The sequence below is a fragment of the Moorena sp. SIO1G6 genome (assembly GCF_010672795.1).
GTDB classification, from domain to species: Bacteria; Cyanobacteriota; Cyanobacteriia; order Cyanobacteriales; family Coleofasciculaceae; genus Moorena; species Moorena producens.
In genome coordinates this window covers 1-14,499 of sequence record NZ_JAAHFZ010000043.1, presented here as the reverse complement: position 1 = coordinate 14,499, position 14,499 = coordinate 1, and the positions used below count along the sequence as shown (strand labels likewise).

15 protein-coding genes and 1 pseudogene are annotated in these 14,499 nt (G+C 41.1%); 8 read left to right on the top strand and 8 right to left on the bottom strand.

Translation table 11 applies throughout. The features are described from left to right. The first annotated feature begins 226 nt into the window (after nucleotides 1-226). Both F6K63_RS27485 and F6K63_RS27480 read left to right on the top strand, forming a co-directional pair. A complete protein-coding gene (locus F6K63_RS27485) occupies nucleotides 227-1,096 on the top strand; it encodes an EamA family transporter (protein WP_287263812.1) in 870 nt (289 codons plus the stop codon). 1,007 nt (nucleotides 1,097-2,103) lie between these two features. Beyond that, a complete protein-coding gene (locus tag F6K63_RS27480) occupies nucleotides 2,104-2,358 on the top strand; it encodes a hypothetical protein (protein WP_071986857.1) in 255 nt (84 codons plus the stop codon). A 138-nt stretch (nucleotides 2,359-2,496) separates the two neighbouring features. Here the strand turns inward: F6K63_RS27480 and F6K63_RS27475 are convergent, their stop codons facing one another. The 3 genes and pseudogenes from F6K63_RS27475 to F6K63_RS38025 form a co-directional block, all read right to left on the bottom strand. Next, a complete protein-coding gene (locus tag F6K63_RS27475) occupies nucleotides 2,497-2,658 on the bottom strand; it encodes a hypothetical protein (RefSeq protein ID WP_154659752.1) in 162 nt (53 codons plus the stop codon). A gap of 21 nt (nucleotides 2,659-2,679) precedes the next feature. After that, a complete protein-coding gene (locus F6K63_RS27470; RefSeq protein WP_008182726.1) occupies nucleotides 2,680-3,009 on the bottom strand; it encodes a helix-turn-helix domain-containing protein in 330 nt (109 codons plus the stop codon). 19 nt (nucleotides 3,010-3,028) lie between these two features. After that, nucleotides 3,029-3,385, bottom strand: a pseudogene (locus F6K63_RS38025) (type II toxin-antitoxin system RelE/ParE family toxin). A 199-nt stretch (nucleotides 3,386-3,584) separates the two neighbouring features. Here F6K63_RS38025 and F6K63_RS27455 point away from each other — a divergent pair. The 3 genes from F6K63_RS27455 to F6K63_RS27445 all read left to right on the top strand — a co-directional run bounded on the left by F6K63_RS27455 (nucleotide 3,585) and on the right by F6K63_RS27445 (nucleotide 4,714). Then, the gene (locus tag F6K63_RS27455; RefSeq protein ID WP_287313641.1) at nucleotides 3,585-3,764 is read left to right on the top strand and encodes a hypothetical protein; all 180 of its coding nucleotides are present in this window, start codon (nucleotides 3,585-3,587) and stop codon (nucleotides 3,762-3,764) included. A 192-nt stretch (nucleotides 3,765-3,956) separates the two neighbouring features. After that, a complete protein-coding gene (locus tag F6K63_RS27450; protein ID WP_008182717.1) occupies nucleotides 3,957-4,367 on the top strand; it encodes an element excision factor XisH family protein in 411 nt (136 codons plus the stop codon). After that, nucleotides 4,358-4,714 (top strand): XisI protein, encoded by a 357-nt coding sequence (locus F6K63_RS27445; RefSeq protein WP_008182715.1) that lies wholly within the window; start codon nucleotides 4,358-4,360, stop codon nucleotides 4,712-4,714. Before F6K63_RS27450 ends, F6K63_RS27445 begins: the two co-directional genes overlap by 10 nt. A 588-nt stretch (nucleotides 4,715-5,302) precedes the next feature. Here F6K63_RS27445 and F6K63_RS27440 read toward each other — a convergent pair. Together F6K63_RS27440 and F6K63_RS27435 are read right to left on the bottom strand one after the other, a co-directional pair. Then, the gene (locus F6K63_RS27440) at nucleotides 5,303-8,206 is read right to left on the bottom strand and encodes a WD40 repeat domain-containing protein (protein WP_008182713.1); all 2,904 of its coding nucleotides are present in this window, start codon (nucleotides 8,204-8,206) and stop codon (nucleotides 5,303-5,305) included. Between the two features lie 135 nt (nucleotides 8,207-8,341). Then, complete coding sequence (locus F6K63_RS27435; protein WP_008182711.1) at nucleotides 8,342-9,718, bottom strand: AAA family ATPase; 1,377 nt, start codon at nucleotides 9,716-9,718, stop codon at nucleotides 8,342-8,344. On the opposite strand from F6K63_RS27435, the gene F6K63_RS27430 reads away from it, so the two are divergent. Together F6K63_RS27430 and F6K63_RS27425 are read left to right on the top strand one after the other, a co-directional pair. Next, nucleotides 9,702-9,839, top strand: coding sequence for a hypothetical protein (locus tag F6K63_RS27430; protein ID WP_154659751.1), 138 nt, complete (start codon nucleotides 9,702-9,704; stop codon nucleotides 9,837-9,839). The two genes, F6K63_RS27435 and F6K63_RS27430, sit on opposite strands and share 17 nt — an antisense overlap. 397 nt (nucleotides 9,840-10,236) lie before the next feature. Next, on the top strand, nucleotides 10,237-10,548 hold the full coding sequence (locus F6K63_RS27425) for a TRADD-N-associated membrane domain-containing protein (RefSeq protein ID WP_008178243.1): 312 nt from the start codon (nucleotides 10,237-10,239) through the stop codon (nucleotides 10,546-10,548). 274 nt (nucleotides 10,549-10,822) lie between these two features. Here the strand turns inward: F6K63_RS27425 and F6K63_RS27420 are convergent, their stop codons facing one another. From F6K63_RS27420 to F6K63_RS27410, 3 genes are all read right to left on the bottom strand, one after another. Next, nucleotides 10,823-11,278, bottom strand: coding sequence for an SRPBCC family protein (locus F6K63_RS27420; RefSeq protein ID WP_008178241.1), 456 nt, complete (start codon nucleotides 11,276-11,278; stop codon nucleotides 10,823-10,825). 318 nt (nucleotides 11,279-11,596) lie between these two features. Then, nucleotides 11,597-12,106, bottom strand: coding sequence for a late competence development ComFB family protein (locus tag F6K63_RS27415; protein ID WP_008178239.1), 510 nt, complete (start codon nucleotides 12,104-12,106; stop codon nucleotides 11,597-11,599). Nucleotides 12,107-12,910: 804 nt separating this feature from the next. Then, a complete protein-coding gene (locus tag F6K63_RS27410; protein ID WP_008178237.1) occupies nucleotides 12,911-13,771 on the bottom strand; it encodes a ribonuclease HI family protein in 861 nt (286 codons plus the stop codon). 148 nt (nucleotides 13,772-13,919) lie between these two features. Between F6K63_RS27410 and F6K63_RS27405 the strand changes: the two genes are divergently transcribed. Further along, on the top strand, nucleotides 13,920-14,060 hold the full coding sequence (locus tag F6K63_RS27405) for a hypothetical protein (RefSeq protein ID WP_287254556.1): 141 nt from the start codon (nucleotides 13,920-13,922) through the stop codon (nucleotides 14,058-14,060). The last annotated feature ends 439 nt before the right edge of the window (nucleotides 14,061-14,499 follow it).

Genomic DNA, 14,499 nt, shown 5'->3' with positions numbered 1-14,499 from the left:
CTGTTTTAGTCAACTGTTCTAGTTAACTGTTTTAGTTAACTTATCTACTTTTATAGGGTTGCTTAGTGACGGGTAACAGTCAACAGTCAACAGTCAACAGTTAACCATAAATCCTCAATTTAACTATGTCTTAACTTATGCCTTAACTTATGCTTTAAGCTAGGCTAGTTAAGTCTGCTATTCACTCATTATCCCTATTCTGACTAAACTACAGGTTAGCACTACTATGCTTTGGTTAATATTCGCTAGTCTAACAGCTCTTTTTGCCTCTGGCAAGGATTTGACGAGTAAGCGAGGGCTCAAAAATGTTGATGCTTACATTATTTCTTGGGCAGTATTATTTTTTTCTTTACCTGTTTTACTGCCCCTCCTTTTTGTGATTGAAATTCCGGAATTAGGCCAAAATTTTGGCTTAGCCTTAATGGTCGGAGGGTCTCTGAATGTGGTAGCGATGAGCTTGTATATCCAAGCATTGAGTCGGTCTGACTTATCCATTACCGTTCCCTTTATGACCTTCACCCCGTTATTTTTATTAGTGACATCCCCAATCATTGTTGGAGAATATCCCACCCCCTTAGATATGGGAGGAATTCTCATGATTGTGGTTGGGTCTTATAGCTTAAATTTGAAAGAGAAAAGAAACGGTTACCTCGCCCCTTTTAAAGGGCTACTCAAGCAACGAGGCCCTCAGCTAATGTTAACCGTAGCTTTAATTTTTAGTATTACCTCAAACGTTGATAAGGTGGGGGTACAAAATTCATCTCCAATATTTTGGGCAATTGCGATGCATAGCTTTATTGCTACAGGTATGGGAGTGATAATGCTGTCTAAATCAAGAAGTAAATTAAACCAAATTCCAAAATATTTACTATCTATAGTTCCTATTGGTTTCTTTCAGGCCGGAGTAATTTTGTGCCAAATGACAGCTCTGGAAATGACCTTTGTTAGCCACGTGATCGCTGTTAAACGCATGAGTGTTTTAATTAGTGTAATCTTAGGATGTCTAATTTTTAAAGAACCAGGAATTCAGGAAAGAGCAACTGGAGCAGCAATTATGGTATTGGGAGTTTTACTAATTAGTTTATCGGGACATTAGGATTGGGTTTTGGGTAGGGAGCAGGGAATAGGCAAAAGATGTAGGGTGGGCAGTGCTTAGCAAACCAATTGTCAGCGTTTAAATTAGTATGATGCACTGCCCACCAGACCAGCAAAAGATGTAGGGTGGGTAGTGCTTATTAAGGCAAAAGTAATAGATGTAGGGTGGGCAGTGCTTAGCAAACCAATTGTCAGCGTTTAAATTGGTATGATGCACTGCCCACCAGACCAGCAAAAGATGTAGGGTGGGTAGTGCTTATTAAGGCAAAAGTAATAGATGTAGGGTGGGCAGTGCTTAGCAAACCAATTGTCAGCGTTTAAATTAGTATGATGCACTGCCCACCAGACCAGCAAAAGATGTAGGGTGGGTAGTGCTTATTAAGGCAAAAGTAATAGATGTAGGGTGGGCAGTGCTTAGCAAACCAATTGTCAGCGTTTAAATTGGTATGATGCACTGCCCACCAGACCAGCAAAAGATGTAGGGTGGGTAGTGCTTATTAAGGCAAAAGTAATAGATGTAGGGTGGGCAGTGCTTAGCAAACCAATTGTCAGCGTTTAAATTGGTATGATGCACTGCCCACCAGACCAGCAAAAGATGTAGGGTGGGTAGTGCTTATTAAGGCAAAAGTAATAGATGTAGGGTGGGCAGTGCTTAGCAAACCAATTGTCAGCGTTTAAATTGGTATGATGCACTGCCCACCAGACCATTAATTTTATTAAAAAGCTAAACAAATAACTCCTATTTTCTAGTTAATTTTATGTCGGTGGGCAGTGCCGATAAAACCGATTACAAGTTGATAGTATCCGTCTGCTCCACTGCCCACCCTACGATTAATCTATTCCCAATTCTAAATTCTAAATTCTAAATTCTAAATTCTAAATTCTAAATTCTAAATTCTAAATTCTAAATTCCCCATTTCCTAATAAAAAAAAATTCCTAAACCCCTTGACAATTAGTAAATAAATTAATATATTAATATTATACACAGTTCAAACATAAAACTCCAAATGACTAACAACATGAATCCCAACTCAGATCACAATCTCAACAATCCTAATTGCCCAGAAAACTCTGGTGACCAATGCCGTAAGTGCAAAAAAGCCAAGCACGTCTTGGTCGGTACTCCTGAACAGGTTCGCAACAGCATTAATGCCGTGTATGCCCTTAAGTATGCACACCCCGACGAATGGAGCACTCTGGAGCCTACCGGAAAGCCTGGTCAGGTGATGACCTTTTTGATTCGATATTTCCACGTAGACTAGGATAGGAATTTGCCAGGGATGAAAATCCCTGGCCAACAGGAATCGTGAAGGTTGTTTTGTGAAGCAGGATGAAGCAGTATGAGTTGGGATGTTGTTGGTTTCCAGCAGTTGCTGACTAATTCAACAACAACGTAATAGTCAATTTGGAGTTATTATGTCAGAAGTACAGCTTAGTTGTACTTCTGACATATTGAAAAATTCAATGCGGTCAAGAATTGGGCTTAACCAAACTTGACCGATTTTTTTTAGGAAGTCGGGAGTCGGGAATCGGGAATCGGGAGTCGGTAGCACAACAGTCACTTACCCCTTGAAGGGTTATATTCAAGCATAAGATTGACGGATTACTTGTATCTTCCCACTAGATACAGTTTCGGGTTTTGGACTGACGCTAATTTCAATAGTTTGACCTAATGCTACCAAAAAAAATAACAGTTTTTCCAAGGAAAACCCTTGCAAGCGACCATTTTTTAAATCCATGACTTGAAGAGGATCAATTTTAAAAATCATAGCCACATCTGAATCAGCCAACTGCCTTTCATCAATAATATCGAAAATGAGTGAAGCTAGTTTAACCTTAGCCAACTTTTCTTCAGCATTAATAAATCCTAAATCAGCAAAAATGTTACCTGAGCTTACAGTATAATCTGGCATTATTTTATCCTTGGTGCTATTAATCTTGTTGTTTGGCAATATCTTGTGCTTGTTTTAGGCGTTCTTTAATTAAATCCATAGTCTGCTTTGGAGTTTTAATACCTGTCTTTGACTTTTTTTTAAAGGCGTGGAGAACATAAATAGTATTCCCAAGTTTTACAGCATATACTGTTCTGTAAGTATCTGTTTTATAATCGCTGACAATTTCAAACACTCCATTTAATTATTTCAAAGGTTTAATATGAGGATTATTTTGGTTTTTTTGAACCCGATAGAGAATGTAACCAACTTCATCAATGACATCTTCAGGAAACCCTAAAAGTTCCTTTTTTGAAGGTCCAACCCAAATAACAGTTTTCAGTAATTCATCTCCCATTTTTAAATTTGGCATCTAGATTGTAAAGTTGCTCTTGTTCACTTCCTTGTGGGTAAACCCTCTTGGCAAAGAGGATCCTGGGATTAGCTTTATCTCCGTTAAGCAAAAGGAATTGACAGAGCACTTTTATCCATAGTACCTAGCAACATTCATCAGCGACTCCATCAATAAATAATCAAATATAGCATTTATTGCAGTTGTGAGGTACACATTAGTTTTTCCCACTTCCGATTTTCCACTTCCCTTTTCCCTGCTCCCTGCTCCCTGCTCCCGTCTTGATGCAAAGCGCGAGTGGGGGAAACCACGGCATTCGCTCATGGCGGAGACCGCCTTTGGCGGCGCTGCCTCCCCAAGACCGCGCTGCATTGCTGCTCCCTAAAAACCATAAATTTGTACCTCACAAGTTGTATAATTGCTATAATCTACAATAGAATGTAGTGCCCTATAAATAGTATGATATGTCTGAAGGAGTGCAAGACAAATGCGAATCAGCAGGGAGAGACTGCAATATCCCCCAGGTTTATTAAATTAGGGTAGACGGGGTTAAAGGATCTATGCTGAGAAGGTTGATATGGTCAAATATCGGTTTCATTTTGTTGTTAGAACTGCTTTAGAAAAAGACAACTGGAAGATTACGGCAGACCCTTACGAAATTAGGATCGATGATGTCTATTTTGAGATTGATTTAGGAGCGGAGCAACTATTAGCAGCAGAACGAAAAAATCAGAAAATTGCTGTTGAAGTCAAAAGTTTTATCAGCCCATCCAAGGTTTCCGACTTTCATATGGCATTGGGGCAATTCCTAAACTACCGAGATGCACTGGCAAGGATGGAAGCCGATCGCCAGCTTTATTTGGCTGTGCGAGAGCCAATTTATGAGAGTTTTTTCCAGCGACGCTTCATCATGGCAGCAGTTGATCGTTATCAGATTAGATTACTAATTTATGATGTGAAACAGGAGGTAATTGTTCAATGGCTGTAGAGCAATATCGCCAGTATATTCGAAATCTTCTTTCGGAACGTGCTCAACGGGCTTCACGGCAAACAATTGCACCAGAGTATGAGGTTCAGACTGTCTTTGATACAGAGCAGGATCACTACCAACTACTCTATGTTGGTTGGCGTGGGAATAAACGTGATTTTGGCTGTATTTTACATGTTGATATCAAGGGTGGAAAAATTTGGATTCAGCATGACGGCACCGAAGAAGGACTTGCTAACCGATTAGTGGAAATGGGAGTTCCAAAACAGGATATTGTTTTAGCTTTTCATGAACCTGAAGTACGCCAGTATACTGGTTTTGGTATAGGTGACGGGATTGTTAATTAATCTAAAGACTTCTTGCAGAAGTCGGGAACAGGGAATAGGGAACAGGGAACAGGGAACAGTGGAAAAGAATTGACCCAAACACGATCAGGCGTAGATGTAGGGTGGGCAGTGCTGATCAAACCAATGGTCAGCTTTTAAATTGCTCTGATGCACTGCCCACCTGACTAACGATTAATTTTATTAAAAAGCTAAACTCTTTATTGTCCGTGAGCAGTGCTGATAAAATCTATTAAAACCTATTATTATTCGTTTTATAAAATGCCCACCTACGATTAATAGTATTACTAGTTTATAGTTAATTTTAGGTTGGTGGGCAGTGCTGATAAAATCGATTAAACCCTAATATTATCCGTCTTAGGCACTGCCCACCCTACGATGAATTTATGATTAATTTATTCTCTTAGATTGTCGCGCGGGCAGGATGCCAGTTTCATGCTTATTGTCGCGCGGGCAGGATGCCCACTCTACTTCTATGGATTTGAAGACTGAGGCAACAGGATCTCTTGTGCTTGTTTTATGATCGACTGCATCAAGAAAGAATCAAATCTTATTACTACTCCCTGTTCCCTGTTCCCTATTCCCTACTCCCTACTCCCTACTCCCTACTCCCTCCAAGCGCAAAAAATGCATATTTCCCCCTTCATCCCCTGCGACAATGGTGACATCATCTGGTGCAACGGCACAACAGTTGATCGCACTTTCTCCAGTAAACGTAGCAATAACTTCCCTAGTCTCGAAATCCCAGACTTGGAGTGTTTTATCGGAAGATGCAGAAATCACTAGCTTACCGTTGGATGTTACTTTGATCCGATTTATGGAGTCGGTATGACCTGTAAAAGTAAATATTTCCTCTCGCTTTTCCAAATCCCAAATTTTGATAGTATTATCCTCTGAGCCAGACACGACGTAGTTACCATCAGGGGTTACGGCGAGAGTATTGACTGAATCCCCATGACCTGTAAGGGTGAAACATTCCTTTCTAGTTTCTAGATTCCAAATTTTGATAGTTTTATCCTTGGAGCCAGAAACCAAATACTTACCATCTGGGGTGATAGCTAAACTAGTTATTTCCTGGCGATGACCTTTGAGGAGAAAACGTAACTTTCTGGTTTGGAGATTCCAAACTTTAATAGTGCTGTTAGTTGAACCAGCGATTACATAGTTGCCATCTGGCGTGATTGATATGCTTGTTAGAGATTCATAAAATACTAATGCTAATACTGAGACTACTAGTGGAATTAAAGATAATCCACACCAAATTAATATTTTTGACAACCAAGATAATGGTAATTTAATAAAAATTATTTTCCAAGAAAATACTAACAACGATATACTAGCAATAGGGATTAACAAGCATAAAGCAATAAATCTCAACTGCGAGGGAGTTCGCAAATCAAATTTATGATTTTTTTGCTTTAAGTCCCAGGCAGTAAAAAAATAACAAGAATTAAACAAATCTAGATGTTTATTTATAAAAATAATTTCATCTTTATATGGTATTTTAGCTAGTGTAATAATTTCTTTTTTACCGAAAAATTGGCTTGATTCATCTACTTTAAAATTTGAGTACATCTTAGGAGCTTTTTGAAATTGATTTTTGTGTTTTTTATTGCCAATCATCAAGCTCACAAGTAATTTAACAAAAAAGAAAATATTAATTAAAAATCCAATGATGACGGGTGATTTAAAAAGTAATAAGTGAAAATTATCATTCAATCTGATCCTAGGATAAAACTTGTGTTTAACAATTAAAAACAAAGTTATACCTAAGCTTAGTAAGCTATAAGTTAAATTAATAATTAGTGCTTTTATCCACCAGTCAAATATTTTATCTATAATTTCTACAAATCTATTTTTTATTCGGGAAAACCTATATGGATATTTATCAGTAGCAAAGTTTAAAATTTGGGTATTTTTTTCTAAATCATAAACTGTAACTCTGTTATAGGGTAAGCTAAAAATTACTTGTTTGCCATTGGTAGTAATGGTTACATCATTTACATATTTGTTATCATTGAGAACTTTATTATTATTTTTTTCTAAGCCTAAATTCCACACTTTAAGGGTTTTATCTTTGGAAGCAGAAATAAATCGTTTACCATCAGGTGTAAACGCAATATCAACTATCGGAGCAGTATGACCTTCGAGATGACCTTTGAATTGATAATGAAACTTAACTTGGTCGGATTCCTGATTTGTTTCTAAATCCCAAACCATTGAAAAATTATCACTGTAAACAGCAATCATCGACTTGCCATCAGGGGCAAGGGTAATGGAATATAATTTCTCCCTTGTCTCAGTATTGTGAGATGGATCGAGTGGATCGAGCTCGGAAAGCACACGGCTTATGGGGTGTAATTTCTCCCTTGTCTCAGTATTGTGAGATGGAGCCAGTAGGTAAAACATTTCAGGGCTTTCTAAACTCCAAATCGTAATAGCTCCATTATCTGATCCATAAATTAAGTGATTATCAGAGGTGATAGCAACAGTTTTCACTAAGTTTCCATTATATTCTCGAGTTAATTCTTCTTTTCCTGTTTCTAGGTTCCAGACTATGATATGGTGATAAACCTCCACAATTGATGCTGAAACCGCTTTGTTGCCATCGGGAGTAATCACTAAAGCAACTATAGGGGTACTATGACCATTAAATGTTAATATTTCTTGACCTGTTGCTGAATTCCAGACTTTAACAGTGTTATCAGAGGCACCAGAAATTACCCTGGTTCCATCGGGAGTCACCGCTACAGCATTTACAGGAGCACTATGACCATTAAATCTCAGTATTTCTTTACCTGTTGCTAAATTCCAGACCCTAATCGTATTATCAGAGGCACCAGAAATTACCCTGGTGCCATCAGGAGTAACTGCTACAGCATTTACTGGAGAAGTATGGCCTGTTAATGTTAAGACTTCTGCACCTGTATTCAAATCCCACACTTTAACGGTGTGGTCAGATGAACCAGAAATTACCCTGGTGCCATCTGGTGTGACAGCAACGGCATTTACCGAGTCACCATGACCACTAAGGGTAGATAGTAAGGGTCCAGTAGGGGAAGTTAACGTAGCTCTCAAGCTACGCAAACAAGTAGTTTCAGTTTGCGGTATCTGTTGTAATAATCGTTGAATGTCTGGGCTATCAAAATCTAGTAAACGCCCTGAGAGTTGCCCTGCTAATTGGGTTGGATCTTGAGTTAGGATATGTGTTGATAACCGCAATGCTCCCTGAATTAACTTCAGGGATTGTATCGTTTGCTCGCTGTAGTCTGGATGATATAAGTCTATATTATCAATCAACTCATAATCTTCAATCAGTGCCTTTATACCAAATTCAGGATGATTAAGTTTGGCTTCGATAAACTCATAATTACTCAACAAACGAGATAATTTGTTAAGGTTCCCACCTTCTAACCATAAACGGGGAATTTCACCCAAGAAATGCTCTATTTCTTCTGGTGACTTTTGCCCTAACCAACTGCGAAGATTACTCATAATTCAAGGGGTGTATCTCACTTTTGCTATTTGAGCCGGTGGTGCATTACGGGGCTGGCTGTCAAAACCAAGCACGAAGAGGCGGAAAATTAGGGCAACCGCCCCTAAGGCACCCTACAAAACTGCGAAGATTACTCATAACTCCAGCCCTTCTGTCATATTATCCGCAACTTCAACACTAATATTAGGTAACATCATACCCGCCGCTTGCACAATATCCTGTCGATGCAAAAAATCTCGGAAACTTTCGTGATAAAATCGATAACGTGGTGGTCGATAAGTTTCTTGCTTATGTAAAAATTGCTGCCATCCATCAAGCACTTCCTGCACGGTAAATTCATCCTGCTTAGAATAGTTGGCAATTATTTGACGAGAAGCCGCACTACGTAAGGCACACATCACATAAACAATTTTAATTTTATCCCTAGGTAAAGGCTTGGTTGTCATCCCCATCAGCTGCCAATGGTTTTCGTAATAGCCTTGTAACCCTACCGGTAATTCATTCAAGGGTTTATCATTATAAAAGCCATCGGCTATGGCTGGCAACACACAGCGCAAATACATAAAGTTATTTTCGCTTTTTCCCGCAATCTCTTCCACAAACTCTTGATTAGATAGGGCACGTTGCTTTTTAATCCACTGACTCAATCCCGGTTTATAGTCTGGATGATTCAGCAATTGCCAAATATACTCCTTTACATCTCGATGGCTTTGTTGAGAGTTTGCCCTTAAATCCAATTCTTCGGTTGGTGTACTCGGGGATAACCGCAGCCTTTTCTCATTCTGATTATAGGGTCTTCTGGTCAGGATAAAATAAACACGGTCTGGCACAATAGTCGGTAAATATAAAAGATTACCAGCTCCTTCTTGGTCAACTTCATCCAAGGCATCCACAACAATCACCAACCGTTCACCGGCAGATAATTTTTCCCTAACTTTAGCCAACAACGCTGATAAATCGGCATCTTGAGCATCTGGCAACTGGTAACGAGTGATCAATTGTTGACGGATTTTCTTGAGGAATAATTCTGGACGATTCATGCCCTCAGCACGACTATTAAAAAAGCAAATTGCGTCTGGATTGTCTAATACATATTTAGCAGCAATGGCGCTTTTACCCATGCCAGCATCACCAATAACCGTAAAGTAGCCCTGAGCAGTGTTGCTGAAAAATTCTTCAATAGCCTTAAAGACAAACTCACGTCCGCAAAATAAGTGAGTTTTGTCTTGAATAAATTGTTTAAATTCTGGTGGTAACTGGTGTTGAGGCTCCCAGTCTTTTCTGTCAACGATATCAGTTGGTTTAATCTTTAGAACCTTACAAATATTTCTAACTGCCCATCTTTCCACTCCATGGGGACAATCTTTAGTACCAAGCAAGCGCTTAACGGTATCCACAGAGACATTGGCTTGCTGTGCTAGTTTCTCTTGAGTCAGTTTAGCGTCTTTGTAAGCTTGTTTGAGTCTGGCTTTACCTTGCTGACTCGATCGCACTTTGTCAGATTCACGCATTTTGATTTTAGGGAGTCGGGAGTCGGGAGTCGGGAGTCGGGAGTCGGGAGTCGGTAAGCATTCAGCGGTCAGCGGTCAGCGGTCAGCCGTTAGCTTTGTGGCACAGGCTTCGACGTTGTGACTTTACGCTTACCTGTTTTCTTCAAAAGTTCCGTAGCTTGCCCATAGCCCATAAGCTGATAGCTGATAGCTGATAGCTGATAGCTGATAGCTGATAGCTGAATGCTTAATTAGGGCAGATAGGTTTTCTTGATTTACCTATTTGCCCTAATCTATTTTACAGCATTTTTCATAGCTATGAGGTACAGAATATTTTTTCCCTCTTCCCTTTTCTTTCTTCTCTGCTCTTTCCCCCCCTTATTAAGGGGGGTTAGGGGGGATCGCTGCTCCCTGCTCCCTAAAAGCCAGTAGGGCAAAACCTAACATCAACTAAACCCATTTGCCCTTGCTGTAGATAGTTTCCTCTGAATAAGATACGAATATCAGCAGCCAACGATAGAAGATTGAGGAGATCAACAATGGCATTTAGTTTTTCTAAGAAGCGACAAATTAAGGATGACAACCGTGATCTCAAAAGTGATATCAAAGAAGAAATCATCCGGGAATTATTACGACAAGTAAGACATAGTTACAACCTTGCTCTTGGTGTAACTGCGGCATCAGCGTTGATGACTTTATGTGGTGTCGGGCTTTTGTATATTGACAAAGTGTCGGAAGCAAGCTTGACAGCATCGGGCGGAGTTTTGGGGACTATTACTAGTGTCCAATTCGCGAAGGATTCAAAGGAAGAGTTAGAGGAAATGATGGAGAAGTTGTTAGATGAAACCTAAGCATTCAGCCGTCAGCTATCAGCCGTCAGCCGTTGGCCACAAGCCTTTAGCTGTTTCCGTAGCGCATTAGCTGATAGCTGAATGCTTACCTGACATCAGTACAAAAAAACGTAATAGGGGAGGCGATAACAATCAATTTTAGTACTGAAAGCATCAAATCTGATTATTTTTACCTGTTCGCTGTTCCATACTTTGAGTTTGACCCGGTGGGTGGAATGGGCATCTTGCCCGTTTCCGTGGAATGGGCATCTTGCCCGTTTCCTACTAACCCTACTCAATTCACCAACTTAGAACATTCTCGTTGGGTTACTTTATGGCGATAGCGAAACATTTGCTCTAATTGCAGCGTTACTAACCAACCAAACATATCTTCGACTAACGCTCCTCCTGGTAAGGCAAATTCAATGGAATCAGTTAGCCTAGTTTTCTGATCTTCTCGAATAAATTGATGGCGATGAACCCAATAGTCAAAGGGTCCTTCTTGTTGTTGATCACTGAAGAGTCGGTATTGCTCATACTCGGTATGAACAGCAATCCACTCTAAGGGAATTAGACCAAGAAAAATCCGAAATTCCGAAACTGCTCCAATCCCTAAACCCCCCTCACGACGGATCACCTGGATTGGTTGCCAGGGTGGAGTGAGCAGATCGAGAATATCATCTCGCTCATGAAAGGTCCAAACTATCTCAACTGGTGCATTGATCACAGTAGAATAGTTAAAGTGCAGCATTAGATACCCAGTTATATCAAGTCAGGTTGAATACCCATAATTATAGGGAGGGTGGGAAGTGTGGGGAGATGGGGAGATGGGGAGATTTTTATTAAGGGTAATTATCCCAACATGATATTAGACATAAATCTAAAACGCTGGTTTGGAGACTATAGCCTGTCAACCTGTCAACCTGTCAACCTGTCAACCTGTCAACCTGTCAACCTGTCAACTGATCAACCTGTCAACCTTCAACTGATCAACCTGTCAACCTTCAACTTGTCAACCTGTCAAGCTGTGAACGCGATTGACCGTAGGTCACGCTACGCGATCGCAAACTTAGAGCTGGTAACGAGAGTCACTCCAACCATAAATTGGGTCTCTTGGCTGCTCTTTTTGCCGATTTTTTCTGATCTGAGTTGCTCTAATCAGGGTTTGCCTGACAATACTGACCAGATTATACCATGTTATTTCTTTATTTTTGAGTAATTCCCGGATTCCTTGCAGAGCCAGTTTAGCCGCTAGAGATTCGGTTTCTTCTTGTGGTCTGATCGGTGTACAGAGTCTGATCGGGTCTCGTTGCACGGCAGCAAAGGCTTGACGCACAGTAGTAGTAATCTGCTGCCTTAGTTTTTTGTTACCCTTTAACTGCTGCTGACGCCTCCCCTCTTCACAGGAAGCATACAGAGGTGGTAAACGATTGAGGGCATAGGTAGCCACTTCTACATGGTTTATATACTTAGCTAGCTTCGGGGAAAGTCGAGACTTTTGACGCTCTACTTCCTGAGCCACTAAGATTTCCATGACATTTTGATAGGTTATTGCTTGATGTAATCGATGTGCTTCCATGACTTAACCAGTTAGATATTGCAATAAATAAAAAGCCCTTGACGAGTGGCTTGATCAAAGATGGCCATGTGAAAGACATTTTGTTCTGCCTACGCAAGAACCAGCTAGCCAAATACCCTACTTGGGGTCACCGTTTCTTAGTAACCAATTTTTTGAACTCCTGTTGGATTAGCTCTGAGCTTCTACTGCTGTAGTGAAGCACTTATAGATAGCTTTTATGTAAGCATTCAGCCGTCAGCTATCAGCTATCAGCTTTTAGCTATCAGCGTGTCGCGTATCAGCTTATGGGTTAGGTCCGATGCGTCGAAGCCTGTGCCACGCTACTTGAGGTGCTTTTGAATAAAACAGGTAACCATTTGTTTAATCTGAGTGAAATCACAGCGCTTGTGGCCTGTGCCAAAAAGCTGACGGCACCTCAAGCAGCGTAAGCCTTTGGCTGACCGCTGACCGCTGAACGCTGACCGCTGAACGCGCACGCGTGCGCGTAGCGCATATGCTTACGCTTTTATGTATCCTGTCAGGAACTCTCAACAATAGCTTTTTAGTATTTTTTTAGGTTTGAGCTTAACCCCACACCTAGCCAGGTGAGTCTGGTAACCACAATAATAACTGATCTTTTGCTTTCCGCCTATGATATCGATCACAGGCAAAAGCCACGGTTGCGTTCGCCATCCCAATGGTGAACCAGTCGCATTTTGTAGAAGAAATCTAGTACTAATTAGTAAGTACTGAGGGCTTGTTCAGAGTTTTTCCTTATTACTACAAATTACCTAGGATTGCTAAAGCGATAATCATGTGTTATAATTAGAGGGTTTGTTGATTTTTTTTTCGACGCTCGATAATCTTTTCAGATACTTCTAAATCGACCTGGACTTTTCTAATGGCTAGGTCTGCGGGTAATCCTCTAAGATACCAGCGGTATACCTTGGCTAAGGTAGAGTCATCAGCATCAGCCATAGCCGATGCGATCGCATTTTGAACAGAAGCAGGTACCATTTCCTTTAGGGTGGGTAATCGCTTGCTAGTAAACTCATCCCGACCACTTTTTAACTTAAGTAAATTTTTAAATTTAGCATTTTTTGCGTCCGCAATCAACTCAGAGATCTGGTTAGCAAGTTTTGGTACAGGTTGAACCTTGGGCAACTCAGAGAACTGGTCAGCAAGTTTTGGTAAAGAAGGTTGAACCTTGGGCAACCCAGTGGCTTTATTTCTTACAGCGCTAACCCCTTTGCGTTGATCCATAGCCTGATTCGCAGCGGCATCGGCTTCTGAATTCTGTGCTCGGGGAATCCACTCCAATTTAACAGAGTCAAACTGATTCAGAAGTGACTTAGCTTTTGTCCATAAGGGTCGTAAGTGGGGTGTTTTAACTCTCCAGGTACCTTTAAGCTGATTGATAACCAGTTGAGAATCTCCTTTTAGGACTACCTGCCCAGCACCGATTTCCAAGGCTTTCTCCAACCCAAGAATAGCTCCGTTATATTCGGCCTCATTGTTGGTAGCATGAGGGAAAAATTTACTAACGCTAATAGTTTGAGCTCCTGGTTGTTTAATAATAGCAGCAGCACCAGCTATTCCAGGATTCCCACGAGACCCCCCATCAAATAGGATCGTAAGCTTACTGTTAGTCTTCTTAGCTGTTAAGTTGACTGATTGGTTGTTCATCTAATATTCGTTCCTTCGCTTTTGCGTTCACGCAGCGGCTCCTACAGAGGATCGCAAAATACCTCTGAAGAAGGGAAGCATATATATATATATAAGGTAATAGACTCAACTAGCGTATGTGGGGTGTGGGGTGACCGGGTGTGGGGAGATGGGGAGATGGGGAGATGGGGAGATGGGGAGGTGGGGAGATGGGGAGATGGGGAGATGGGGAGATGGGGAGTCGGGAGCGGTGCGACCCGTGGCGAATTTAATTCGCCTACGGAAAGCGCACCGAGGGAGTCGGGAGTAGGAAAACATCCTGTGTAGCTCATAGGTATGAAAAACACTATAGGTGCATATCCTAAAAGCTGTTTGGCTCGGTGGGTGTAACGGGCATCTTGCCCGTTACTGTACCAACACTGGCTACCGATGAAATGAGGGCGAGCCCGTCCCTAAAGCACCACTAGCAACTGCTGCTCTATTCCCGATTGCCGATTGCCGATTGCCGATTGCCGATTGCCGATTGCCGATTGCCGATTCCCGACTCCCGACTCCCGACTCCCGACTCCCGACTCCCGACTCCCTTTTCATAGTTCATCCTTCATAGTTTCTTAAACCTTATGTGACATACTCCCACACGCTCATCGAAGATTACAGTGTGGGCTTCTTACCAACTCCAGCCATCACTATCGGCTTTCGCCGACGCGGGGCGCGTTCGGATACACGGGTTACTTTATTAACGACACGGG